This is a genomic window from Sphingomonas parapaucimobilis NBRC 15100 (genome assembly GCF_000787715.1).
GTDB classification, from domain to species: Bacteria; Pseudomonadota; Alphaproteobacteria; order Sphingomonadales; family Sphingomonadaceae; genus Sphingomonas; species Sphingomonas parapaucimobilis.
In genome coordinates this window covers 47,015-72,169 of sequence record NZ_BBPI01000034.1, presented here as the reverse complement: position 1 = coordinate 72,169, position 25,155 = coordinate 47,015, and the positions used below count along the sequence as shown (strand labels likewise).

The 25,155-nt window shown below is 67.8% G+C and carries 20 protein-coding genes, 1 tRNA gene and 1 pseudogene; 18 read left to right on the top strand and 4 right to left on the bottom strand.

Features of this window, described 5'->3' with window-relative positions; translation table 11 throughout:
- Nucleotides 1–5: 5 nt before the first annotated feature.
- Both SP5_RS05890 and SP5_RS05885 read right to left on the bottom strand, forming a co-directional pair.
- Nucleotides 6–1,400, bottom strand: a complete 1,395-nt coding sequence (locus SP5_RS05890; RefSeq protein ID WP_042485468.1) for an MFS transporter — start codon at nt 1,398–1,400, stop codon at nt 6–8.
- Between the two features lie 45 nt (nt 1,401–1,445).
- Nucleotides 1,446–3,494, bottom strand: coding sequence for a glycoside hydrolase family 31 protein (locus SP5_RS05885; protein ID WP_042485465.1), 2,049 nt, complete (start codon nt 3,492–3,494; stop codon nt 1,446–1,448).
- A gap of 147 nt (nt 3,495–3,641) precedes the next feature.
- Here SP5_RS05885 and SP5_RS05880 point away from each other — a divergent pair, with 147 nt between their 5' ends.
- Complete coding sequence (locus SP5_RS05880) at nt 3,642–4,667, top strand: LacI family DNA-binding transcriptional regulator (RefSeq protein WP_042485462.1); 1,026 nt, start codon at nt 3,642–3,644, stop codon at nt 4,665–4,667.
- An 18-nt stretch (nt 4,668–4,685) separates the two neighbouring features.
- Here SP5_RS05880 and SP5_RS05875 read toward each other — a convergent pair.
- A tRNA-Ser gene (locus SP5_RS05875) sits at nt 4,686–4,776 on the bottom strand.
- A 96-nt stretch (nt 4,777–4,872) separates the two neighbouring features.
- Here SP5_RS05875 and SP5_RS05870 point away from each other — a divergent pair.
- Entirely contained in the window at nt 4,873–5,739 is an 867-nt protein-coding gene (locus SP5_RS05870) for a peptidylprolyl isomerase (protein ID WP_042485460.1), read from the top strand.
- Nucleotides 5,740–5,887: 148 nt separating this feature from the next.
- Here SP5_RS05870 and acs read toward each other — a convergent pair whose 3' ends face one another.
- On the bottom strand, nt 5,888–7,840 hold the full coding sequence (acs, locus tag SP5_RS05865; protein ID WP_042485457.1) for an acetate--CoA ligase: 1,953 nt from the start codon (nt 7,838–7,840) through the stop codon (nt 5,888–5,890).
- 287 nt (nt 7,841–8,127) lie between these two features.
- Between acs and SP5_RS05860 the strand changes: the two genes are divergently transcribed.
- From SP5_RS05860 to SP5_RS05785, 16 genes and pseudogenes are all read left to right on the top strand, one after another.
- Nucleotides 8,128–10,656: a PAS domain-containing hybrid sensor histidine kinase/response regulator family protein gene (locus tag SP5_RS05860; protein ID WP_042485455.1), complete on the top strand. Its 2,529-nt coding sequence runs from the start codon at nt 8,128–8,130 to the stop codon at nt 10,654–10,656.
- A gap of 163 nt (nt 10,657–10,819) precedes the next feature.
- Nucleotides 10,820–12,472: an MFS transporter gene (locus SP5_RS05855; protein WP_042485453.1), complete on the top strand. Its 1,653-nt coding sequence runs from the start codon at nt 10,820–10,822 to the stop codon at nt 12,470–12,472.
- The gene (locus tag SP5_RS05850; RefSeq protein ID WP_042485451.1) at nt 12,469–13,641 is read left to right on the top strand and encodes an HlyD family secretion protein; all 1,173 of its coding nucleotides are present in this window, start codon (nt 12,469–12,471) and stop codon (nt 13,639–13,641) included. Before SP5_RS05855 ends, SP5_RS05850 begins: the two co-directional genes overlap by 4 nt.
- Nucleotides 13,638–15,026 (top strand): efflux transporter outer membrane subunit, encoded by a 1,389-nt coding sequence (locus tag SP5_RS05845; RefSeq protein ID WP_042485449.1) that lies wholly within the window; start codon nt 13,638–13,640, stop codon nt 15,024–15,026. The genes SP5_RS05850 and SP5_RS05845 overlap by 4 nt, the downstream gene beginning before the upstream one ends.
- 131 nt (nt 15,027–15,157) lie before the next feature.
- Nucleotides 15,158–15,583, top strand: coding sequence for an organic hydroperoxide resistance protein (locus tag SP5_RS05840; RefSeq protein ID WP_042485447.1), 426 nt, complete (start codon nt 15,158–15,160; stop codon nt 15,581–15,583).
- A gap of 73 nt (nt 15,584–15,656) precedes the next feature.
- Entirely contained in the window at nt 15,657–16,175 is a 519-nt protein-coding gene (gene gloA, locus SP5_RS05835) for a lactoylglutathione lyase (RefSeq protein WP_042485445.1), read from the top strand.
- A 161-nt stretch (nt 16,176–16,336) separates the two neighbouring features.
- Entirely contained in the window at nt 16,337–17,794 is a 1,458-nt protein-coding gene (locus SP5_RS05830) for a methyl-accepting chemotaxis protein (protein WP_042485443.1), read from the top strand.
- Nucleotides 17,795–17,912: 118 nt separating this feature from the next.
- Nucleotides 17,913–18,188, top strand: a pseudogene (locus SP5_RS05825) (STAS domain-containing protein); the annotation flags it as partial.
- A gap of 13 nt (nt 18,189–18,201) precedes the next feature.
- Nucleotides 18,202–20,442 carry a chemotaxis protein CheA gene (locus SP5_RS05820; protein WP_042485440.1) on the top strand — a complete coding sequence of 747 codons (2,241 nt, stop codon included), beginning with the start codon at nt 18,202–18,204 and terminating at the stop codon, nt 20,440–20,442.
- Nucleotides 20,439–21,308 carry a CheR family methyltransferase gene (locus SP5_RS05815; RefSeq protein WP_174435512.1) on the top strand — a complete coding sequence of 290 codons (870 nt, stop codon included), beginning with the start codon at nt 20,439–20,441 and terminating at the stop codon, nt 21,306–21,308. Before SP5_RS05820 ends, SP5_RS05815 begins: the two co-directional genes overlap by 4 nt.
- Nucleotides 21,308–22,324, top strand: a complete 1,017-nt coding sequence (locus tag SP5_RS05810) for a protein-glutamate methylesterase/protein-glutamine glutaminase (protein ID WP_042485438.1) — start codon at nt 21,308–21,310, stop codon at nt 22,322–22,324. Before SP5_RS05815 ends, SP5_RS05810 begins: the two co-directional genes overlap by 1 nt.
- Nucleotides 22,325–22,365: 41 nt before the next feature.
- Nucleotides 22,366–22,932 carry a chemotaxis protein CheD gene (locus tag SP5_RS05805; RefSeq protein WP_042485436.1) on the top strand — a complete coding sequence of 189 codons (567 nt, stop codon included), beginning with the start codon at nt 22,366–22,368 and terminating at the stop codon, nt 22,930–22,932.
- Nucleotides 22,933–22,964: 32 nt separating this feature from the next.
- The gene (locus SP5_RS05800; RefSeq protein ID WP_042485434.1) at nt 22,965–23,342 is read left to right on the top strand and encodes a response regulator; all 378 of its coding nucleotides are present in this window, start codon (nt 22,965–22,967) and stop codon (nt 23,340–23,342) included.
- 25 nt (nt 23,343–23,367) lie between these two features.
- Entirely contained in the window at nt 23,368–23,811 is a 444-nt protein-coding gene (locus SP5_RS05795) for a chemotaxis protein CheW (RefSeq protein WP_042485432.1), read from the top strand.
- 49 nt (nt 23,812–23,860) lie between these two features.
- Nucleotides 23,861–24,865: a chemotaxis protein CheB gene (locus SP5_RS05790; RefSeq protein ID WP_042485430.1), complete on the top strand. Its 1,005-nt coding sequence runs from the start codon at nt 23,861–23,863 to the stop codon at nt 24,863–24,865.
- 11 nt (nt 24,866–24,876) lie between these two features.
- On the top strand, nt 24,877–25,143 hold the full coding sequence (locus tag SP5_RS05785; RefSeq protein WP_236697066.1) for a hypothetical protein: 267 nt from the start codon (nt 24,877–24,879) through the stop codon (nt 25,141–25,143).
- The last annotated feature ends 12 nt before the right edge of the window (nt 25,144–25,155 follow it).

Sequence of the window (25,155 nt, the reverse complement as noted above, 5' to 3'; positions counted from 1 at the left end):
AAGAGTCATGCGAGGCGCGCAGCGGTCATGCGTGCGATGGTGGTGCGGTTGAGGATCAGTCGGGAAATCGCAAAGGCCAGCGCCAGGTGCATCAGGCCGGGGATGATCGTCGAAAGCAGGCGAATGCCGGTCAGCGACAGCGGCGTCTGGTTGCCCGCCCCCGCCTTGTAGGAGACGAGGACCAGCACCAGGCTGATCAGCGCCCCCGCGACCGCCCAGGCCAGCTTCACGAAGAACTGGTTGAAGGCGAAACTCATCCCCGAGGAGCGCATCCCCAGCTTCCATTCGCCATATTGGTCGGCCAGCTGGATCAGGGTGAAGTGCAGCGGCAGGGTGCAGCCCAGCACGATGCAGCATAGCCCGACCAGCACCAGCCACAGGGTCGGATAGTCGCCCGGCACGAAAAAGGCGGCGAAGTGGCCTGCGACCAGGATCAGATTCACCCAGATATAGATGCTGCGCACATCGTAGCGCCGCGTGAACGCCTGCACCACGATCGACCCCAGGAAGCCCCCGGCGGTCGCGGTGCCGAAGAACAGCGCCTGATAGGTCGCGTCGCCCTTCAGCACATAGGTGATGAAATAGAGCGCCGCGCCGCCCTTTGTATTGAAGATCGCGATCAGCAGCAGCGTCATCAGGAAGGTCCAGCGCAGCTGGTCGTTCTTCAGCGTATTGGCGATCGCGACCTTCAGCGGCACGTCGGCGGTATCGGCCGCCACCACCCGCTCGCGCACGAACAGGAAGCAGATCAGGAACATGACGATGGCGGCCGCACTCAGGATCGCCACCCCGTCGCGATAGCCGCGCGCGATGTCCGCGCCGCCCAGCTGGCGGACCAGGATCGGCAGACCGACCGAGACGCAGAAGGAGGCGATCGCCACCATCGCGAAGCGCACCGACTGGCACGATACGCCCTCCCGCTCGCTGTCGGTCATCCGGGTGATCAGCGCGCAATACGGCACGTTGTTGAGCGAATAGGAAAGCGCGAGCAGGAAATAGGTGATCGCGGCATAGGCGACCTTGCCGTCATAGCTGAAATCGGGCGCCTGAAAGGTCAGGAAGCAGCTGAGGCCCACCGGAATCGCGGTCCAGAGCAGATAGGGGCGGAACCGCCCCCAACGGGTCGTGGTGCGATCGGCCATGATCCCGATCAGCGGGTCGGACACGGCATCGAAGATGCGCAGCGACAGGAACAGCACGCCGACGATGCCCGGCGCCAGTCCGAAGACGTCAGTGTAATAGAAGGTCAGGAAATTGGCGATCAGCCCGGTCACGATGGTGCCGCCCGCGTCACCGAAACCATAGCAGATCTTCTCCACGAACGGGATGCAGGCGACCTGCGCGTCGCCGCGCGTGCGCCCTTCCCGGATCCCGTCCCCGGCCTGTGCCGCTGTCGCCATGCCCCTATCCTCCATTTTCCCGGCCCGCCTTGTTGACGGTGACGGTCATTCGTTCGCTTTAAAGACCTTCGCCACGGCGGCCCCGTCGCGGATAAAGACCGGAATCCGCTTGACCGGCGCATGGCAGATCACGTCGCCGCCGCCCTCCACCCGGTCGCCGGTCCAGGCATCGCGCCAGATGCCCTTGGGTAAATAGACGCTGCGCTCGCCGACGCCCGGATCGGTCACGGGCGCGACCAGCAGGTCGGGGCCGAACATATATTGATCGTCCACCGTCCAGGCACGCGCATCGGCCGGATAGTCGTAGAACATCGGCCGCATCAACGGATCGCCCCGCTCATGCGCCGCGCGCATCAGCCCCGCGACATAGGGCCGCAGCCTTTCGCGCAACGCCGCATAACAGCGCAGCACCGCAAAGACCGGCTCGCCGAAGCTCCACAATTCATTGCCCGCCCCGGTGTCGCATTGCGCCACCCCGTCGCGGAACGGCTCGGCGGGCGGCGTCACGGGATCGCGGTGGCCGTGCATCCGCAGGACGGGGGTGAACACCGCCCATTGGAACCAGCGGATCATCAGCTCATGAAAGGCCGGATCGTCGACATGGCCGCCATGGAAGCCGCCGATATCGGTCGTCCACCACGGGATACCCGCCATCCCCATGTTGAGACCGGCGCTCAGCTGGTTGCGCATCGCCTCGAACGAGGAATGGATATCGCCCGACCAGACGAGCGCGCCGTAACGCTGGCTGCCCGCCCAGGCGCAGCGGATCAGGCTGACGATCTCGGTCTCGCCTTCCGCGCTCAGGCCGTCGTAAAAGGCTTGGGCGTAATGGAGGGGATAGGCGTTTCCAACCTCCAGCACGCTGCCGCTGTGATAGCGATAATTGTCGAAATCATAGGCGCTATATTCGGGCTCCGCCTCGTCCAGCCAGAACAGCGCCACGCCCTTGTCGCGGTAATTGCGCTTCGCCCGGTCCCACAGGAAAGCGCGCGCGCCGGGATGGGTGACGTCGATGAAGCGGGTATTGCCCAGAAACTCCTGCTGCACGTCCAGCCCGCGTGCGGAGCGCACCAGATAGCCCTTCTCGACCATCTCGGGATAATTTTCCGACCGATGGTCGACCGTCGGCCAGATCGAGACGAGCAGCTCGGTGCCCATCGCCTTCAGCTCGGCGGTCATCGCGGCGGGATCGGGCCATTCGCGTTCGTCGAACCGCCAGTCGCCCTGAACCGGCCAGTGGAAGAAGTCGGCGACGATCACCGCCAGCGGAATGCCCCGCGCATGATAGTCGCGCGCCACCGCCAGCAGCTCGTCCTGGCTCCGGTAGCGCAGCTTGCTCTGCCACAGCCCCAGCGCATAATCGGGCATCATCGGCACCGTGCCCGTCACCTGCGCATAATTGCGCACAATATCGGCGGGCGTATCGCCCGCGGTGATCCAGTAATCGATCTCGCGCGCGGCCTCGGCGGTCCAGGTCGCGCCATTGGCGGCGAAATGCACCGCGCCGACCGCGGGCATGTTCCACAACAGGCCATAGCCATGGCTAGACACGACAAAGGGCACGCTCGCCTGCGAGTTGCGCTGCGCCAGTTCCAGCGTGCATCCGGCCAGGTTCAGATTGGGCTGCTGATACTGGCCCATGCCATAGAGCCGCTCGCCGGTCTTCGCCTCGAAGCGGACGGTGATGCGCGCGGTGTCGCCGGTCAGCGGCTTGAACTCGCGCCCCGCCAGCCCCAGCGCGCTGATCGTGCGCACCTCGTCGGTGCCGACCGTCCAGAATTGGCTGATCGTGTCGCGCTGCCGCCACTTTTCCTCCAGCAGCAGCTCCCCGGCCGCATTCAGGAAGCGGACACGGCCTTGCAGGTCGACTTCGGCGGTGATCCGGCCTTGCGTGATCCGCGCGGTCGCGCCGTCACGGGTGACGATCGGATCGGCATCGGCACGGTCGTCCAGCAACGCCCCGGCGCGTGATCCGGCGTCAGGAAAGGGCGATGCGCGCAGCCGCAGACCGTCCGGCCCGTGCGCCTCGATCCGCAACCAGACCCCGTTATAGCGCCACGCGATCGCGCGGGCCTCCAGAACAAGCGTGTCCAAAACGACTCGGTCCTCCCACCGCCACTCTTCGATGGCCGTAAACGTTTACGGGTTTTCGGCCGATTGGGCGCGTCTGTCAATGATCTTGTTTGCGATCACCGCGCTCGGGGACTTGTGCGAAACCGTTCGCGCCGCGATCACGAGCGGATGGATATACGCGAACTTGCGCATCACCTGGGGCTGTCGATCGGCACGGTGTCGCGTGCGCTGAACGATCGCAAGGACGTCAGCCCGGCGACCCGCCAACGGGTGGTCGAGGCGGCGGCGAAATATGGTTATATTCCCAACCAGTCGGGGCGGACGCTGCGCAGCGGTCGGACCGGCACGGTCGGCTTCATGCTGACGCTGGAACATGACAGCGCGATCCATGGCGACCCCTTCTTCATGGCGCTGCTCGAGGGGTTGCAGAACGGCCTGGGCGAACATGATCTCGACCTGGTCGTGCTGCTGGCCCGCAAGGGCGAGGATGCCCTGACCTTCCTGCGCCGCCATGTCTCGCGTGGGACGGTCGATGGCTGGGTGCTGTCGGGGACGCAGCATCACGATCCGCGCATCCCCTTCCTGCTCGACCGCGAAATCCCCTTCGTCGCGCTGGGCCGCACCGCGATCGCGCGCGATTATGCCTGGATCGACCTGAATTTCGAGGGCGTCACGGCCGATGCGATGACGCTGCTGACCGAGGCCGGGCACCGCCGCATCGGACTGGTCGCGCCGCCCGCCACGATCAACAACAGCCATATCGTGGTCGAATGCTATCGCGATGCACTGGCGCGCGCGGACATCCCCTATGACCCGATGCTCGTCCATCACGGCGAAACCGACGAGAGCGACGGCGAGGCGACGGCGAGCGAGTTGATGGCACTCCCCGACCGACCGACCGCGCTGCTGCTGATGGGCGAGACCGCGCCCGTCGGGGCCTATCGCGCGCTGCGCCGCCTGGGCCTGGAGCCGGGGCGCGATGTCGCGGTGATCGGCCTGCGCGACAACCCCGCCTGCCGCGCCCTGTCCCCCGACCTGACCTGCTTCTCGCTGGACCTGGGCGATCTGGGGCTGGCGCTGGCGCAAGGCCTTGTCGCGATGCTGCCCGGCCCGTCAAAGGCTGCGGGGCCGTCGGTCCAGACCCTGTGGGACATGACGCTGCGCCCGGGGCAGAGCCACAGCGTCCAGCGTTAAGACAAAATGTCAGGGACATGGCGGAGCGGGAGGGATTCGAACCCTCGATACGGTTTTGCCGTATACTCACTTTCCAGGCGAGCGCCTTCGACCACTCGGCCACCGCTCCGCATGAGTCCATGCCTGGAAGACGCGGCCCTAATGCGCTTCCTCGCGGCGCGCAAGCGATTGCGTGTGCCGTTGGGCTGAGGCAGTCTGTGCGGCGATGACGATCGCGCTTCTGCTCGCCGCGCTTCTGGCGCAGGCTTCGCCCTCCCCCGCCCCTGCCGCGCAGGCCGGCGATCCGCTGCCCGGCGACTGGATCGCCGTGCCCGATGACGAGTTGCTGGTCTTCACGCTGTCCAATGGACGGACGGTGACGCTGCGGCTGGCATCGGCCCAGGCGCCGGTCCATGTCGCCAATATCCGCGCGCTGGCACGGGCGCATTGGTGGGACGTGGGGACCAGCGTCTATCGCGTGCAGGAGAATTACGTCGCGCAATGGGGCGACGCGACCGAGAAGAAGCCATTGCCGACCGGCATCGTCGCCAATCCTCCGGCCGAATATGTCCGCTCGGGCAACAGCGCGGTGGCGCGGCTGACCAAGTCCGATCCCTATGCCGCCTGGGCCGGCTATAGCCGTGACGGCTGGCCGCTGGCGGGGGATGCGACAGCGGAGTGGATGCCGCATTGCTATGGCATGGTCGGCGTCGCGCGCGACCTGGCGCCCAGCACGGGGTCGGGGGCCGAGCTTTATACGATCATCGGCCATTCGCCGCGGGTGCTGGACCGCAACATCGCGGTGGTCGGCCGGGTGGTCGACGGCATGGATGCGCTCTCCACCCTGCCGCGCGGGACCGGCGACCTGGGTTTCTACACGGATGAGGGGCAGCGGCTGGCGATCGTCTCGGCGCGGCTGGCGAGCGATATCCCCGCCGCCGAGCGGCCGCATTTCCAATATCGCGAGACGGTGTCGCCACGCTTCGCGGCGTGGATCAAGGGACGCGAGAATCGGAAGAACGATTTCTTCACCGTGCCTGCGGGGGGTGTGGATATTTGTGCGGCCCTGCCGCCGGTTCGCAAGACGCCTTGAGTTTGGGGGTGGGGCGTGGCCTTCGACTTCGCTCAGGCTGAACGGAGCGGATGTTTTAAAGGCAAGGTTCCCAACCCCGTTCAGCCTGAGCGAAGTCGAAGGCCACAGGAAAACGGGGCGGCTGGATACCCGGCCGCCCCGTCCCGAATCACGCCGCCTTCTTGCCCGGTTCGATCCGGTTGGCGACCAGGTGATCGACCACCGCCGGATCGGCGAGCGTCGAGGTGTCCCCCAGCGCATCGACCTGGTTCTCGGCGATCTTGCGCAGGATGCGGCGCATGATCTTGCCCGAGCGCGTCTTGGGCAGGCCCGGCGCGAATTGCAGCGCATCCGGCGTGGCGATCGGGCCGATCTCGCGGCGGACCCACTGGACCAGCTCGGCGCGCAGCGCCTCGTCTTCCTCGACGCCCGCGTTCAGCGTGACGAAGGCATAGATGCCCTGCCCCTTCACGTCATGCGGCATGCCCACGACGGCGGCCTCGGCCACCTTGGCGTGCGCGACCAGCGCGGACTCGACTTCCGCCGTGCCCATGCGGTGGCCCGAGACGTTGATGACGTCATCGACCCGGCCGGTGATCCAGTAATAGCCGTCCTCGTCGCGGCGGCACCCGTCGCCGGTGAAGTATTTCCCCGGATAGGTGGTGAAATAGGTCTGGAAGAAGCGGTCGTGATCGCCCCAGACGGTGCGCATCTGCCCCGGCCAGCTGTCGGCGATGACGAGGTTGCCCTCGACCGCGCCGTCCAGCACCTTGCCCTCGGCATCGACGATCTGCGGCAGCACGCCGGGTAGCGGCAGGGTGGCCGAGCCGGGCTTGAGCGCCACGGCGCCCGGAATCGGCGCGATCATGTGGCCGCCGGTCTCGGTCTGCCACCAGGTGTCGACGATCGGGCAGCGCCCCTCGCCCACGACCTTGTAATACCATTCCCAGGCTTCCGGGTTGATCGGCTCGCCGACCGAGCCCAGCACACGCAAGCTGGAGCGGTCGGTCTTCTTCACCCATTCGTCGCCCTCGCGCATCAGCGCGCGCAAGGCGGTCGGCGCGGCATAGAAGGTCGCGACCTTGTATTTGTCGACGATCTGCCAAAAGCGGCTGAAATCGGGGTAGTTGGGCACGCCCTCATACATCAGCGTCGTCGCGCCGTTCGCCAGCGCGCCATAGACGACATAGCTGTGCCCCGTGACCCAGCCCACATCGGCGGCACACCAGAACACCTCGCCCTCGCGGTAATCGAAGACGTGGCTGTGGGTATAGGAGGCCCAAAGCAGATAGCCGCCGCTGGTGTGCAGCACGCCCTTGGGCTTGCCGGTCGAGCCGCTGGTATAAAGGATGAACAGCGGGTCCTCCGCGCCCATCGGCTCGGGCGCGCAATCGGTGGCGGCGGCGTCGACCAGGTCGCCATACCATTGGTCGCGGCCCTCGGTCATCGTCACGTCGACGCCGCTGTGCTTCACCACCACGACATGGTCGACCGTGACGCCGTCATGCTCCAGCGCGGCGTCGACATTGGCCTTCAGCGGCACCGCCTTGCCCCCGCGACAGCCGCCGTCCGCCGTGATGACGATACGCGAATCGCAATCGACGATGCGGTTGACGAGGCTTTCGGGCGAGAAACCTCCGAATACGATCGAATGGATCGCGCCGATCCGCGCACAGGCCAGCATCGCAAAGGCCGCCTCGGGGATCATCGGCAGATAGAGGGTGACGCGATCGCCCCGGGCGACGCCCAGGTCCTTCAGCACATTGGCGAGGCGGCAGACCTGCTCATGCAGTTCGCGATAGGTGATGCGGCGATCGGTGCCGGGGGCATCGCCTTCCCACAGGATCGCGACCTGATCGGCGCGGGTTTCCAGATGCCGGTCGATACAGTTCGCCGCGACGTTCAGCTGTCCGTCGGCGAACCAGTTGATGCGGAAATCCGCCTCGTCGAAGCTGGTGTCCTTCACGCTGGTGAAGGGCGTGATCCAGTCCAGCCGCTGGGCCTGTTCGCGCCAATAGCCGTCCGGATCGGTCTTCGCCGCCTCATAAGCCCGGGCGTAGCGTTCCGCATCCATGGACGCGCTATCGGCCCATTCGGGAACGGGGTGAACATGGGCGCTCATGCCTGTCTCTCCTTTGTCTTTATCGGACCTTTTAGCAGCCCAACATCACTATTGCCTATCGGCTCCGTGACAAAGTGCGTCCTGCGATCGGGCGTGGATGCCCGGCCAAAATGTCGCCGCCATGACGACCGTTCATCATAATGTCGGAGAGGTTGCGACAAGACCAAGGGCGGGCTGCGGACATTTGCATCCATCCAGCGCAAGATACCGTCCACCCCCTCTATTCCTGCCGCCAAAGCAACGCTACAGCGGCAGACATGCCAGGTTTCGAGGGGGACGGACCGAGGATGATCGCGACTGCCCACGACCGTGCCGACATCCCCGCCGGTTTTGCCGCTGTTCTGGCGCGCAGCGGCGAGATGGGTCGGCTGATCGCGGGGCATGACTGGACCGCAACGCCGCTGGGGCCGATCGCCACCTGGCCGCAGAGCCGGTTGACGGCGATCGCCATCGCGCTCGCCGCCGCGATCCCGATCGCGACCATCTGGGGGCCGGAGGGCATCCTGATCTACAATGCGGGCTATGCCGAATTTTCCGGCGACCGGCACCCGACGATGCTGGGTGTTCCCCTGGTCGAGGCGTGGCCCGAGGCCGCGACGTTCAATACCCAGGTCATCGCCGAGGGGCTGGCGGGCCGCACGCTGGCCTATCGCGACCAGGCGCTGATGCTGAATCGCAATGGGCGGTCCGAGCAGCATTGGCTCGACCTCGACTATACCCCCATCGCGGACGAAAGCGGGCGCCCGGCAGGCATCCTGGCGACCGTGATCGACAGCAGCGCGCGGATGCGCGACCGGCAGGACCGCGAAACCGCGCTGTCCGCCGCCCGCGAGAGCGAGGCGCGGTTCCGCAACGTCGCCGATCATGCGCCGATCGTCATCTGGGTGACCGATACCGACGGCCATTGCACCTATATCAACCGTGCCTGGCAGGTGCAGACCGGGCAGGACGTCGCGCAGGGCCTGCGTTTCGGCTGGGCGGAGATGCTTCATCCCGACGATCGCCCGATCGCGGAGCGGGCGTTTCGCGAGGCGATGGTCGCGCCGCGCGCCTTCCAGACCGAATATCGGCTGGCGCAGGTGCAGGGGGGCTATCACTGGGTGATGGCCTCCGCCGTTCCGCGCTTCGACGATGACGGCGTCTTTCTGGGGATGATCGGATCGGTCGTCGATATCGACGAGCGCCGCCGGGCCGAGGTGACGCTGCGCGACGTCAATGCGGTGCTGGAGCGCCGGGTGATGGAGGCGCTGGCCGAGCGCAAGCTGTTCGCCGATATCATCGATTCGACCGGCACGCTGGTCCAGGTGCTGGGCTTCGACCATCGCTATCTGGCGATCAACCGCGCCGCGGCCGAGGATTTCGAGCGCATCTTCGGCGCCCGCCCGCAGATCGGCCAGCACAAGGCCGAGGCGATGGCCGACCGGCCGGAGATCCTGTCGGTCATGCGCGACTATTGGACGCGCGCGCTGGCGGGCGAGGAGTTTTCGGTCATCCAGGCGCTCGAAGACCTGGCGGGGGAGCGGCGCCATTACGAGCTGCGCTTCAGCCCGCTGGTTTCCGCCGAGGGCACGCCGATCGGCGCCTATCAGTTCGCGACCGATGTGTCCGAACGGCTGGCGCAGCAGGAACGGCTGCACGACATGGAGGCGCAGTTGCGCCAGAGCCAGAAGATGGAGGCGGTCGGCCAGCTGACCGGCGGCATCGCGCACGACTTCAACAATCTGCTCCAGGTCGTGGTCGGCAATCTGGAGATGCTCGACCGTTTCCTGCCGGAGGGCGAGCATCCGCGCGCCAGGCGGTCGGCGACCAATGCGATGACGGGCGCGCGGCGGGCCGCCACCCTGACCCGGCGGCTGCTCGCCTTTTCGCGGCGGCAACCGCTGGCCCCGCAATCGGTCGATGCGCGGCGGCTGGTCGACGGGCTGTCCGACCTGCTGACCCGGACCCTGGGCGAGCAGGTGCGCCTGTCCGTCGAATCCGCCTCCGACCTGTGGGTGACAGAGGCCGATCCCAACCAGCTGGAAAGCGCGATCCTGAACCTGGCGGTCAATGCGCGCGACGCGATGCCGCATGGCGGCACCCTGTCGATCACGATGCGCAACGCGACGCTGGACGGGCTGGCGACGATGGCGGCGGGGCCGGTGCCCTATCCCACCGATCCGGGCGATTATGTCGCCATCGACGTCAGCGACACCGGCACCGGCATGGACCGCGCGACGCTGGGCCGGGTGTTCGAGCCGTTCTTCACCACCAAGGAGGTGGGCAAGGGCACCGGGCTGGGCCTGTCGATGGTCTATGGTTTCGCCAAGCAGTCGGGCGGGCAGGTGCAGATCGAATCGCGCCCCGGCGAGGGCACCTGCGTCACCCTGTTCCTGCCGCGCTTCCGGGGCGAGGCGACCGCGCCGCTGGACCCGCCCCCGGTCGCCCCGCATCCCGTTCGCGGGTCCGAGACGATCCTGGTGGTCGAGGACGATGCCGATGTCCGCAGCTATTCGACCGAGGCGCTGCGCGAGCTGGGCTATGACGTGATCGAGGCGGAGGACGGGGCATCGGCCCTCGCCCTGCTCGAGGCGCCCGACGCGTCGCGTATCGCGCTGCTGTTTTCCGATGTGGTGCTGCCCGGCGGCATGACGGGGGCCGACCTGGCCTCGGCCGCGCGGTCGTTGCATCCCGAGCTGAAGGTGTTGTTCACCACCGGCTATGCCCGCGACGTGATCGTCCATGGCGGGCGGCTGGACGCCGGGGTGGCGCTGATCACCAAGCCGTTCGACTTTGCCGACCTGGCGGCGCGGATCAGGGCGATGCTGGACGGGTAGCGAACCTGGTCGGCGGAGCGCTGGGGTGATCGCCCGATGGATGCCATGCAGCGCCACCAAGCCCCGAAATCCCCCGTTCTTCCAGGCGGATGACGGCGCGCTTTCCCCGACGCACCCGAGTCGGCGGGTTGCGCGTTCAGCGCGACGGGACGAAAGGACGGGGATGGCATCGCGGTTTCGGCAATTCTGGAGCGAGGAGGAATGGTCCTTCGCTCCCCATGAGCGGCCGACCATTCCCGGCTCGCCCGGCAATTTCGATCATCCCAACCGGCGGCGCATCGCCTACGGCGTGATCGCGGTGCTGATCGGGCTGACCGGCGGGCTGGGCAACGCGCTGGTCCAGGTGAATACCGTGCAGTTGCAGGGCGCGCTGGGGCTGGACCCGACCGAGATCGCATGGCTGCCCATCGCCTATGTGATGACCAACGCGTCGATCAACCTGCTGCTCATCAAGTTCCGCCAGCAATTCGGGCTGCGCCCCTTCGCGCTGCTGTTTTCGGGCCTCTATACGATCCTGGCCTTCGCCCATCTGTTCGTGCGCGATTTCGCCACCGCCATCGCGGTGCGCGGGGCCAGCGGCATGGCGGCGGCGGCGCTGTCGTCGCTGGGCCTCTATTACATGATGCAGGCGCTGCCGTCGAAATGGCGGCTGAAGGCGATCGTGCTGGGCATCGGCGTACCGCAATGCGCCGCGCCGCTCGCCCGGCTGTTCTCGCCCGAGCTGCTCGCCATGTCGCATTGGCGCACACTGTATCTTTTCGAGTTCGGGCTGGCGGCGATCAGCCTGGCCTCGATCATCGCGCTGCGCCTGCCCCCGACCCAGCGGCTCAAGGCGTTCGAGCCGCTCGATTTCCTGACCTTCGCGCTCTACGCCCCCGCCATCGGCCTGTTCTGCGCGGTGCTGGGCCAGGGGCGGCTGGTCTGGTGGACGCAGGCCGCGTGGATCGGCTGGGCGCTGGTCATCGCCATCCCGCTGCTGGCGCTGGCGCTGTGGATCGAGCATCACCGCGCCAATCCGCTGCTCAACACCCGCTGGCTGGGGTCGATCGACATCGTGCGCTTCGCCATCGTCACGCTGATGGCGCGTATCGTGTTTTCCGAGCAGAATTTCGGCGCGGTCGGCCTGTTGACCGCGCTGGGCCAGAATAACGACCAGTTCGGGACGCTCTTCACCATCGCCTTTATCGCCTCGGTCGCGGGTGTGATCGCCAGCGCGGTGACGCTGGACGTGACGCGGCTGACCCATCCGGTGATGTTCGCGATCGGGCTGGTCGCCATCGCCGCCTATGCCGACAGCTTCTCGACCAACCTGACCCGCGCGCCGGAGCTGTATGCGACGCAAGCCGTGATCGCCTTTTCGACCACCTTCTTCCTCGGCCCGTCTCTGTTGTTCGGCATGACCCGCGCGCTGCAACAGGGGGCGGGCCACGTCATCAGCTTCATCGCACTGTTCGGGATGCTCAATTCGGTCGGGAGTCTCGGTGGCACCGCGCTGCTCGGCACCTATCAGGTGGTGCGTGAAAAGACGCACAGTGCCGCCATCGTCCAGAATATCGACCCCACCGACCCACAGGTGACGCAGCGTATCGCGGCGGGCGGCGCACGGGTATCCGGCGTGATCGGCGATCCCACGCTCGCCCGCGCCGAGGGCGCCGCGCTGCTGTCGCAGGCCGCCACGCGCGAGGCGAATATCCGCGCCTATAACGACGTCTTCCGCCTGGTCGCAGCACTTGCGGCCGCCGTCACCCTTTTCCTCGCGCTGCTGACCTGGCGGCGCGCGCGCCGCGCCCGTGCCGCGGCCAAGGTACAGCCATGACCGACACACGATCGCCCGTCTCCGCCACCCCGATGACCGAAGAGGCCGCTGCCGAAGCGGGCGTGCCCCCGCCTGCCCCCGCCCCGGCGCCGCCGCCCGCCCCGTCTTCGGGCTGGCGGCCGCCCTCGGGGGGGTGGCGGTCGCGCGCGCTGATCGCGCTGCTCGTCATCGGCGGCATCGCGGCGGTGCTGGCGGCGTGGCGCCTGCCGCCCTTTTCCAGCGATCTCCAGTCGACCGACAACGCCTATGTGCGCGGCCGGACGACGGTGATCGCGCCGCAGGTCAGCGGCTATGTCACCGCCGTGCTGGTCAAGGATTTCGAGACGGTGCGCGCCGGGCAGCCGCTGGTGAAGATCGACGACCGCATCTATCGCCAGCGCGTCGACCAGGCGACGGCGCAGGTCAACGCCCAGGCGGCGACGCTCGCCAACAGCCGCCAGGCCCAGGCGTCGCGCACCGCCAGCCTCGCCGCACAGGACGCCGCCGTCGCCAATGCCGAGGCGCAGCTGATGCGTGCGCAGGCGGACATGGCGCGGGTCAACGATCTCGTCACCGATGGCTCGGTGTCCCTGCGCGAACGCGACCAGACGCTCGCCGCGCTCCGCCAGGCCCAGGCGCAGTTGCGTCAGGCCAAGGCCGCGCGCGCCATCGCGCAACAGGATGTTCGCACCGTCGTGGTCGGGCGCGGCGGCCAGCAGGCGGGCGTGTCGGGGGCGGAGGCCGCGCGGCGGCTGGCGCAGATCGATCTCGCCAACACCGTCGTCCGCGCGCCCGAAGATGGCCGCCTGTCCGAAGTCGGCGTGCGGCTGGGCCAATATGTGACGGCGGGATCGCAGCTGATGTTCCTGGTGCCGCCCGAAACCTGGGTCATCGCCAATTTCAAGGAAGCGCAGACCGCGCGCATGGCGGTGGGACAACCCGCCAGCTTCACCGTCGACGGCCTGAGCAATGCCCGGCTGAAGGGCCATGTCGAGCGTATCTCGCCCGCCGCCGGGTCTGAATTCGCGGTGCTGAAGTCCGACAACGCCACCGGCAACTTCACCAAGGTGCCGCAGCGCATCGCGGTGCGCATCCGCGTCGATCCGGGCCAGCCCCTGGCCGCGCGCCTGCGCCCCGGCATGTCGGTACAGGCCAGCGTCGACACGGCAGGCGGACCGAAGGTGCGATGAGACACGCCGCCCTCCCCCTTGCCGCCGTGCTGCTGCTCGCCGGGTGCATCGGCCCGCGTCCAGCCGCCCCCACGGCCAGTGCCGTCGTGCCGCCGCCCGCCTGGCGCACCGCGCTGGGACCGGGCAGCCCGATCGCGGCCGATTGGTGGCAGGCGTTCGGAGACCCGCAACTGACCGCGCTCGTCACCCGTGCGCTCGCCGACAATCCCGATCTGGGCAGCGCGGCGGCGCGGATCGAGGAGGCGCGCGCGCAGGAAAGGCTCGCCCGCGCGCAGCGGTCCCCCAACGTCACGGCGGGCCTGCCGCTGTCCGAGGGGCGCACCGTCAGCGCCTTCGGCACCGGGCTGGACCAGTTCGGCGCGCAGCCGCTGGTGCAGGCGAGTTACGACTTCGATCTGTTTGGACGGCTGCGCAATGCCCAGGCGGCGGCGCGCGCGCAGCTGCTGGCGACCGAGGCGGCGCGCGACACCGTGCGGCTGGCGCTCGCCGCCGGGGTGGCGAGCGGCTATGTGAGCTTGCGCGCACTCGACCACCGGCTGCACATCGCCGAGGAGACGCTGGCCGCGCGCGCCGACGCGCTGCGCATCGCCCGGCGGCGGGCGACGACGGGCTACACCTCCAACCTCGAACTGCGGCAGGCGGAGGGCGAATATCGCGCGACCGAGCAACTGGTCGCCGCCGCCCGGCTGGCGGTGACGCGGCAGGAAAACGCACTCAGCGTGTTGATCGGCGGCGCGCCCGGCCCGATCCCGCGCGGCCTGCCGATCGACAGACTGATCCGCCCCGCCATTCCCGATGGCCTGCCCGCCGACCTGCTGCGCCGCCGCCCCGACCTGTTCCAGGCCGAACAGGCGCTGGTCGCCGCCGACCGCTCGCTCGACAGCGCGCGCGCGGCGATGCTGCCCAGCCTGGGGCTGACCGGGTCGGCGGGCGTCGCGCTGTCCAACGCGCTGAACAATCCGATCACCCTGTTCTCGATCGGCGGCAGCGTGCTGGCCCCGATCTTCGACGCCGGACGGTTGCGGGCGCAGGCCGATGCCAGCGCGGCGCGGCGCGACCAGGCCGCCTTCGCCTATCGCAAGACCGCGCTGACCGCGTTTCGCGAGGTGGACGACAGCCTCGCCTCCGTCCGGCGCTCGGGCGAGCAGGCGGTGGCGCTGGCCGGGCAGCGTGCGGCACAGGCCGATGCCCTGCGCATCGCCTCCAATCGCTACCGGGCGGGATATTCCTCCTATCTCGAACAGCTGGATGCGCAGCGCGGGCTGCTGACCGCCGAACTGGCGCTGGCCGAGGCGCAGGCCAACCAGCTGACCGCCTATATCACGCTGTATCAGGCGATGGGGGGCGGCTGGTCGCCGCAGGCGATCGAGGCGACGGCGCGATAGATCGCGAATTCGGGGAGGATCGCCGCAATCGCTTTCATTGTCCGTAACGGTCGATGGAACGGGAGGGCGGGGTTGCGCGCTGACGCCCCCGAACCGACACTGCCAACCGAATTTGCAACGGGAGATCCGATATGGGCGTGAATGTGATCTACAAGACCAAGGCGACGGCGACCGGCGGTCGCGACGGCGCGGCGCGGTCGGAAGACGGCTCGGTCGACGTCAAGCTGGTCGTGCCCAAGGAAATGGGCGGTCCGGGTGGCGAGGGCGCCAATCCGGAAAAGCTGTTCGCGGCGGGTTATTCGGCCTGTTTCCTGGGCGCGATGAAGGCGGTGTCGGGCAAGGAAGGCGTGAAGGTGCCGCAGGACGCCACCGTCACCGCCGAGGTCGGCTTCGGCCCGCGTGAGGAAGGCGGCTATGGCATCACCGTCGACCTGTTGGTCAACCTGCCCGGCGTCGACCGTGCCGAGGGCGAGAAGCTGATGCATGCCGCGCATGAGGTCTGCCCCTATTCCAACGCGACCCGCAACAACGTGGATGTCGGCCTGACGCTCGCCTGAGTCGTCCCGCTTCGCGCAATCCGAGGCCCTTCGTCCCCAGCGGCGGAGGGCCTTGCCGTTTTCCAAGGACCCCATGATGACCACCCGCCCCGCCGGAACCGAGAGCTTCACGCTCAACCAGACGATGCTGCGCATCCGCGACCCCAAGCCGTCGCTCGCCTTTTACCAGGACGTGCTGGGCATGACCCTGCTCCAGCAGCTGGATTTCGAGGAGATGCAATTCTCGCTCTACTTCCTCGCCTATCTGAAACCGGACGAGACGATTCCCGAGGACCCCGCCGAGCGGGCACGTTTCATCTTCAACCGGGAAACGACATTGGAGCTGACCCATAATTGGGGCACAGAGTCCGACCCGGCATTCAAGGGCTATCACGACGGCAACGGCGATCCGCGCGGGTTTGGTCATATCGGCATCAGTGTCGACGATGTCGCCGCCGCCTGTGAGCGTTTCGAGTCCCTGGGCGTGACTTTCAAGAAGCGGCCCCAGGACGGCAAGATGAAGGACATCGCCTTCATCACCGACCCGGATGGCTATTGGATCGAAATATTGTCCGCTGACGGCATGACGCAAAGTTTGGCCAGCACCACCTAAATCTCTTTTTCCTCCGGCGTTTGGACCAAATTGAAACGGGTTTTTTACCGTTTCTGCCCAATATGGTCACACACGCCGGAGGGCTTGGCGACTGCCGGCAGCCTCCGTCGAACCGTGCGAGTGCTCCCGCTCGCGGACGGTTTTTTGGAGGGTATGCTGCTATGTTGTCCTGGTTTGCCAAGACGGCACCGATTCGACTCAAATTCGACGTGCTGACCGTCCTTTTCGGGGCGATCACCGCAGTCGGCCTGATGACGACGATCGCCGCCCAGGGCAGTCTTTCCCTGTCCCTGCCGGCCCTGTTCGCCGCTGGCGCGTTGATCCTGTCGTTGGTCGCGATGCGGGCGGCGCGCAAGCTGATCTGCGATCCCTATGTCGGCAGCGTCGTCGCCATGGAGCATCTGGCCGCCGGCGACATCGATCGCGAGATACACTATGATGATTATCGCGACTGCATCGGCCGCATGGCCCGCGCGATGCACGTCTTCCGCCGCAACGCCGCCGAGGTGAAGAAGGCGGGCGAGGCGCAGCAGATCGTCGTCGCCTCGCTCGGCAAAGGGCTGGGCGAGCTGGCCGGGGGCAATCTGACCGAGACGATCCCCACGCCCTTCCCGGCCGAATATGAAAAGCTGCGCCACGACTTCAACCGCGCGATGGAGTCGATGGGTCGTGCGATGGGCGCCGTGACGACCGCCACCCACGGTATCAATGCGGGCGCCAGCGATATCCGCCAGGCCTCGGACGACCTGTCGCAGCGCACCGAGCAGCAGGCCGCCAGCCTGGAGGAAACCGCCGCCGCGATGGACGAGATCACCTCGACCGTCCGCCAGACCGCCGAGGGGGCCAATCGCGCCAATCGCGCCGTCGCCGATGCCCGGATCGAGGCGCAGCAATCGGGGGAGATCGTCCGCCGCGCGGTCGACGCCATGGCCGGGATCGAGCGCACATCGAGCGAGATTTCCGAGATCATCAGCGTCATCGACGGCATCGCCTTCCAGACCAACCTGCTCGCGCTGAACGCCGGTGTCGAGGCAGCACGTGCCGGTGACGCGGGCAAGGGCTTTGCGGTCGTCGCCTCCGAAGTCCGCGCGCTCGCCCAGCGGTCGGCCGACGCCGCCAAGGACGTGAAGTCGCGAATCCTGGCAAGCTCCGAACAGGTCGAATCAGGCGTCAGCCTGGTCAGCGAAACCGGCAAGGCACTGGAGCGGATCATCCACCAGATCGCCGAGATCAGCACGCTGGTCGAAAATATCGCCAGCTCGGCCGAGAAGCAGGCGGTCGGGCTACAGGAGGTCAACACCGCTGTCTCCGCGATGGACGGCGTGACGCAACAGAATGCCGCGATGGTCGAACAGGCCACCGCCGCCGCGCGCTCGCTGGCGGTCGAGGCCGATGGCCTGGCACGCGAAATCTCGCGCTTCCGAATCGATAACCAGCCCGGCCATTTCCCCGCCTCCGCCCAGCCGGTCCATCAGTTGCAGCAGCGCGTGGCCGCCGCCGGCCGTCGAATCGCGCAAGCCGCGCGTCCCGCCGCCGCCCCGGCCCCGACTCAGGCCCCGCCCGCGTCGATGGGCAATGCCGCACTGGCGGTCAGCGACGACGACTGGACCGAATTCTGATCGGCTCGCCCCCGGCCTGCGCAGGCGGCCCGGCCGGGGGCAAAGCGTAAAATTCGGTCAACCCACGCTTTCTTAACGACCTTCACGCCATGCTGCCCCCGAAACCCGCGACTGGAGTCTCGCCGTGACCGCTCTGTCCCTTGCCCCCGTGCTCGACACCGCCGCCGCCGTTCCGCTGCGCCAGGCGCTGCTCGACCTGATCGCGTCGGGCGACCCGATCACGCTCGACGGGTCGCAGGTGTCGCAGGCGGGCCAGGCCTGCCTCCAGGTGCTGGCCAGCGCCCAGGCGATGGCCGCGTCGATCCCGACCGATTTCGAACTGAACAGCCCATCCGAGCCGCTGGCTTCGATGATCGCGCTGGCGGGGCTCGACAGCCTCGTCGCCGCCGCCTGAAAGGCCTGACCCGATGAACCTCGACGAGATTCAGCAGATTTTCTTCCAGGAATGCGAGGAGGGTCTCGGCGCGCTCGAAACCGCCTTTGCCGACCTGAAGCGCGACCGGCATGATGACGAGACGATCAACACCGTCTTCCGCTCGGTCCACTCGATCAAGGGCGGCGCGGGCGCGTTCGGGCATGAGCGGCTCCAGCATTTCTCGCATCATTACGAGACCCTGCTGGACCTGATTCGCAACGGCACGCTGCCGCTGAGCGAACCGTTGATCGACCTGATCGTCGCGGCGTTCGACACGCTGGCCGACCATGTCGCCGCCGCACGCGGCGAGGGCGGGATGCCCGCCGACCAGGCGATGCTCGACCGGCTGGACGCGGCCGCCAAGGGCGAGATCGGTGGCGCGGCGGCCGTCGCCGAGCCGGAACCCGTCGCCGATATCACGTTCGCCGCCCCGACCTCCGATGTCGCCGCCGCCGCGCTCGATGATTTCGACGCGCTGTTCGCGATGCTCGAGGATCCGGCCCCCGCCGCCGAACCGGCTGGTCCGGCCGAATGGGTCGTCTCGGTCCATCCCGGCCCGCGTGCCTTCGACCATGGGGCCGAGCCGATGCTGGCGCTGCGCGAATTGTCGCGCATGGGCGGCCGGACGCTGGCGGCCGACCTGTCCGAGCTGCCGCAGCTCGACGGGCTGGACGCCGAGCGAGCCTATATCGGCGTGACCATGGCGCTGCCGGGCACGCTGGACGAGGACGATATCCGCGCGGTCTTCGACTTTGCCGACCCGCAATGCCGCCTGACCGTCACGCGCGCCGATGCCGCGATGGTCATCGCCGAGCCCGAGATCGTGGTCGAACCGGCCATCGCCGAACCGATGGCCGATGTGATCCCGCTGCCGGTCGCGGCCCCTGCTCCCGTGGCGTCGGTCGCCGTGCCCGCACCCACGCCCGTCGCCGCCGCGCCCGTTCCGGTGGCGGCCCCCGCCCCCGCTCCGGCGGCTCCCCCCGCACCGGTCGTCTCGGTGGTCGAGGCGGCGAGCAGCCCACGCGTCGCCGCCGCCGCCGCCCAGACGATCCGCGTCGACCTCGACAAGCTGGACCGGCTGGTCAACCTGGTCGGCGAGCTGGTCATCACCCAGGCGATGCTGGCGCAGCGCCTGTCGGAAAACGAGATGGGCTCGATCCCCGAGCTGTCCGACCTCGACCACCTGACGCGCGAACTTCAGGATTCGACGATGGCGATCCGCGCCCAGCCGATGAAGACCGTCTTCAGCCGCGTGCCGCGCATCATCCGCGAGCTGGAGGTCGAGACCGGCAAGCGGGTCCGCCTGGAGGTCGAGGGCGAGATGACCGAGGTCGACAAGACCGTGGTCGAGCGCATCGGCGAGCCGCTGACCCATCTGATCCGCAACGCCGTCGACCATGGCCTGGAAACCCCGGCCGATCGCAAGGCGGCGGGCAAGGATGGCGAGGGCGTCGTCACCCTGTCGGCGGCGCACCAGTCGGGCCGCATCGTCATCACCGTCGCCGATGACGGACGCGGCATCGACCGCGCGCGCGTCAAGGCCAAGGCGATCGAGCGCGGCATCATCGCCCCCGATGCGCAGCTGTCCGAGGAAGAGATCGACAATCTGATCTTCGCCCCCGGCTTCTCGACCGCCGCCGTCGTCTCCAACATCTCGGGTCGCGGCGTCGGCATGGACGTGGTGCGCAAGAACATCCAGGCGCTGGGCGGCCGTATCGGCATCCAGTCCGAACTGGGCAAGGGGTCGAGCTTCTCGCTCAGCCTGCCGCTGACGCTGGCCGTACTCGACGGCATGATCGTCACGGTCGGCGACCAGACCTTCGTCATCCCGCTGACCCATATCGTCGAAAGCCTGCGTCCGGGCATCGACGAGGTGCATGTCGTGGGCGGCCAGTCGCCGCTGCTCGACGTGCGCGGCACCTATGTCCCCGTCCACCGCGTCGGCGAACAGCTGGGCGTCACCGGCGCGATCGCCAAGCCGGAAAACGCCGTGCTGATCGTCGTCGAAAGCGACCAGGGCCAGGCGGTGCTGATGGTCGATTCGATCCAGGACCAGCGCCAGGTCGTCGTGAAGAGCCTGGAGGCCAATTACCGCGCCATCCACGGGCTGGCCGGTGCGACCATCCTGGGCGACGGCCGGGTCGCGCTGATCCTCGACGTCGATGCGCTGATCGGCCGCTGGCGCCGTGACGGGCGTGGGCCGAGCGCCTTCCTCGAGGACATGGCCGCGTGAACGCGATCGCCGCCCTGGCATCGCGCGAACCGCAGCGGGAGATGGAGTTCGCCTTTTCGGCGTCCGACCACCGCGCGATCGCCGACATCATCTACGCCGAATCGGGCATCCTGCTGCCCGAGAGCAAGGCGAAGCTGATCTATGGGCGGCTGGCCCGGCGCCTGCGCGCCTGCGGGTTGAGCAACTTTCCCGATTATCTGGCGCTGATCGCCAGCGATCCGGCCGAGCGTGCCCGCGCGGTCGACTCGCTGACCACCAACCACACCTCCTTCTTCCGTGAAAATCATCATTTCGAACATTTCCGCGACCAGCTCTGGCCCGGTTTTGCGCAGCGTCTGGCGAGCGGCGGGCGGGTGCGGGTCTGGTCGGCCGCCTGTTCCAGCGGCGAGGAACCCTATTCGCTGCTGATGACCATCGCGGGCCAGGACGTCCGCGCCGCCGAGAAGCTGGCGACCCAGGATTTCCGCGTGCTGGCGACCGACCTGTCGCCCAGCGTGATCGCGACCGCGCGTGCGGGCCGCTATCCGCTGGACACCACCCGCACCATGCCCGCCGCGATGCGATCGACCTGGTGTCGCCGCGTCGGTGACATGGACGAACTGCTCCCCGCGCTGCGCAACCCGATTGCGTTTCGTGAACTCAACCTGCTGCGTAACTGGCCGATGCGGCGGCCCTTCGACGTCATCTTCTGCCGCAACGTCATGATCTACTTCGACGACCCGACCAAGGCCCAATTGCTCGCCCGCTTCGCCGACCAGCTGGTCGACGGCGGCACCCTTTATATTGGTCATGCCGAACGCATCCCGCCGGAAGTATCGGCGCGCTTTCACTGCATCGGTCGCACCGCTTTCCAGAAAGTATCCTGATGGCCGTACGTACCCTGATTGTCGACGACTCCCCGACGATGCGCGCGCTGATCGCGGGCATGCTCAGTCGCGACCCCGATATCGAAGTGGTCGGCGCCGCCAATGGTCCGCACCAGGCGCGCGAGATGATCAAGGCGCTCGACCCCGATGTCATCACGCTGGACGTCGAGATGCCCGACATGAACGGCCTCGACTTCCTGGAACGCGTGATGCGGCTGCGTCCGATGCCGGTGGTCATGCTCTCCACGCTGACCCAGGCGGGCGCGGATACCACGATCCGCGCGCTGGAGCTGGGCGCGGTCGAATGCTGCGCCAAGCCCGCGACCAACTGCATCGACCCGCGCATCGCCGAAAGCGTGAAGGCCGCCGCCAGCAGCCGCCGGATCCGCGTGCGCGACATGGCGCCCGCCGCGCCCACGCCGATGGCCGATTTCAAGCCGATCCCCGGCTCGCTGATCGCGATCGGCGCGTCGACCGGCGGCGTCGAGGCGCTGATCCAGGTGCTGAGCGGCTTTCCGGCCAACTGCCCGCCGACCGTCATCTGCCAGCATATGCCAGCGACCTTCACGACCAGCTTCGCCGCCCGGCTCGACCGGCTGTCCAAGCCGACCGTGACCGAGGCGCGTCATGGCCAGCCGCTGGTGGCGGGCCATGTCTATCTGGCGCCCGGCGGCACGCATCACATGGAGGTCGGCGGCGTCGACGGCCAGTATCGCGCGCGCCTGATCCCCGATGATCCGGTCAGCGGCCATCGCCCCTCGGTCGACCGCCTGTTCCACAGCGTTGCCAAGACGGTCGGGGCCAAGGCGGTGGGCGCGATCCTGACCGGCATGGGCCGGGACGGGGCCGATGGCCTGCTCGCAATGCGCGGCAAGGGCTGCATGACCATCGGCCAGGATCGCGACAGCTGCGTCGTCTATGGCATGCCCGGCGTCGCACAGGATATCGGTGCGGTGACCAGGCAGCTGACACTGACCCGGATCGCGCCTGCGCTGATCGACCGGTGCCGGGCGTGACCCCGGCCATGGCCAGTTCCCTTCCCCCACCGCCGCCGCCGATGCCCTTCACCCGGCTGGCGCGGGGTGACGGGCTTCGCCGAATCAACGTCATCCAGGGCGAGACGCGGGTCAGCCAGGACAAGGACGTGGTGCTGACGACCGTGCTCGGCAGCTGCATTTCGGCGTGCCTGTACGATCCGATCGCGGGAATCGGCGGATTGAATCACTTTTTGCTCGCCGAACCGGGCGTCGCGGAAACCGATCCTAAATCCATGCAGCGCTATGGCGTGTATGCGATGGAAGTTCTGATCAACGCGATGATGGCGCTCGGCGCGCAGCGGCACAGCCTGAAGGCCAGGCTGTTCGGCGGCGCGATGATGCGTGACGGCTTTCGCGACATCGGCACCGCCAATGCGCAGTTCGCCCGCCGCTTCCTGGCGGACGAGCGGATCGCGCTGGTCGGTGAGGATGTCGGCGGCGTCAGCGCCCGTCGCGTCGAGTTCCGCCCGGCACTTGGCCTGGCCCGGTGCCGCCACGTGACCGACACGGCGATGCCGCCGCCGCGCGCCGCGCGCCCCGCTCCGCCACCTCCACCCGCCGCGACCGGCGATGTGGAATTCTTCTAATGTCTCTCGATCCTTCCAGGAAAGGCCAGTTCGTGTCCCAACTCATCATGACCGTGGACGATTCGCCCAGCATGAGAATGCTTCTGCGCGCCGCGCTCACCGATATGGGATATCGGGTGCTCGAGGCCGAGGATGGCATCCATGCACTCGATACGCTGGACGCGGTGATGGCCGATACCGCACCCGATCTGGTCATCACCGACATCAACATGCCCCGCATGGATGGTTTCGGCCTGATCGAGGCACTGCGCCGCCAGCCCGGCCACCGCAACCTGCCCATCCTGGTGCTGACCACCGAAAGCTCGGACGAGAAGAAGGCGCGCGCGCGTGAGGCGGGCGCGACCGGCTGGATCGTCAAGCCGTTCAACCCCGAAAAGCTCGCCGCGGCCATCCGCCGCGTGCTGCACTGATCCCCTTTTCCCGAGGAACCCGACCATGTCGCGTCAGCTCATCACGTTCCAGCTCGGCGACCAGATCCTGGGCGTCGACATCATGGCCATCCGCGAAATCCGCGCCTGGTCGCCCGCGACCCCGCTGCCCAATGTCCCCGCGCATGTGCGCGGCGTCGTGAACCTGCGCGGCGTGGTCCTGCCGGTGCTCGACCTGCGCCACCGGCTGGGCTGGGGCGTGACCGATCCCAGCGCGCGCCACGTCATCATCGTGGTGCGGATCGGCGAGCAGCTCCAGGGCCTGATCGTCGATGCGGTCAACGATATCGTGACCATTCCCCCCGAAGCGATGCAGCCGCTGCCCGACATGGGCGACGCGACGGCGGCACATTATCTGGAAGGGCTGGCCACCATCGAACAGCGGCTGATCCTGATCCTGGCGCTTGATCGCTTGACCGACAGCGTGACATTGACGGCCGAAGCCGCGTAATCCCGGTTTTTCAAGACGTAACGGCGTTTCCGTTGGAAGGTATAGAGTAATGGCGGACGTTAAGGTTCTGGTCGTGGACGACTCGCTGACGATGCGGGTCCTCATCTCGGGCGCGCTCGAACGCATCAAGGGCGTGCAGGTGGTGGGTGCCGCAGACGGCGCGGCCGAAGCCCGCAAGATGGTCGACCAGTATCGCCCCGAGGTCATGACGCTGGACGTCGAGATGCCCGGCATGAGCGGCCTGGAATATCTGGCCGAGATCATGGAGGAGCGGCCGATGCCGGTCATCATGTTCTCGACCCGGACCGCCGCGGGCGCCGCGGAATCGGTCGAGGCGCTGCGCCTCGGCGCGATCGACTGTTTCCCCAAGCCCAAGGTCGCGGTGCAGGCCGAACTGGACGCGATCATCGGCAAGCTGGGCAAGCGCATCAAGTCGGCGCGCAATGCCGATCTGAAGCGCGGCAAGGCCACCAGGAGCCGCAAGGGTCCGGTCGCCGACATCAACTGGAATGGCCGCCTGCTGGCGATCGGAGCGGACGCCGCCAACACCCAGGCGCTGTTCGACCTGTTCCAGAATTTCCCCGCCAACTGCCCGCCGACCCTGGTCGTGCAGCAGATGTCGCCGGGCCTGCTGTCCCCGATGATCGAGCAGCTGCGCGAGCAGATCGCGCCCAAGGTCGTCGAGGCGACCGACGGCATCAAGGTGGAACAGGGCACCATCTATTTCGCGCCGCAGGGCGATACGCACATGGTCGTCGACACCTGGCCGAACGGCAGCTTGCGCCTGCTGGCCCGCGAGCCGGTGGCGGGCGAGCGGCCCTCCATCTCGCTGCTCTTCGCCTCGGTCGCCAAGGCGGCGGGCGGCAACGGCCTGGGCGTGCTGCTGGCGCTGGACGACGAGGACGGCTCGGCGGGTCTGCGCGCGATGCTGGCGGGTGGGGCCTATGCCATCGGCCGCAACGGCACCGACTTCACGCTGAACAAGGGCGCGGTGTCGCAGCCGGTGGCGGGCGACGCGATCTTTGCCAATATCGTGAAACTGTGCAGCAAATGACGCAGGGGGCCATGGAACCGGCCCTTGCCCGGGCGCTGGCGGACGAGCTGGTCGAACTGACCCGCTCGCTCGCCGACCTGGCCTATGAGCTGGGCAGCGATCCCGACACGCTGCGCCGCCATATGGTCAGCATCCAGGCGGTCGACCGGATCACCCAGTCGCAACTGGCGATCGCCGATATCCTGCGGTCCGACGCGCCGGTCGCGGCGCGGATCGACGGGGTGACGCTGGAGACGCTGGCCGACCGGCTGCGCACGCGGATGGCCAAGGCGGCCTGATCCCGCCCCAGC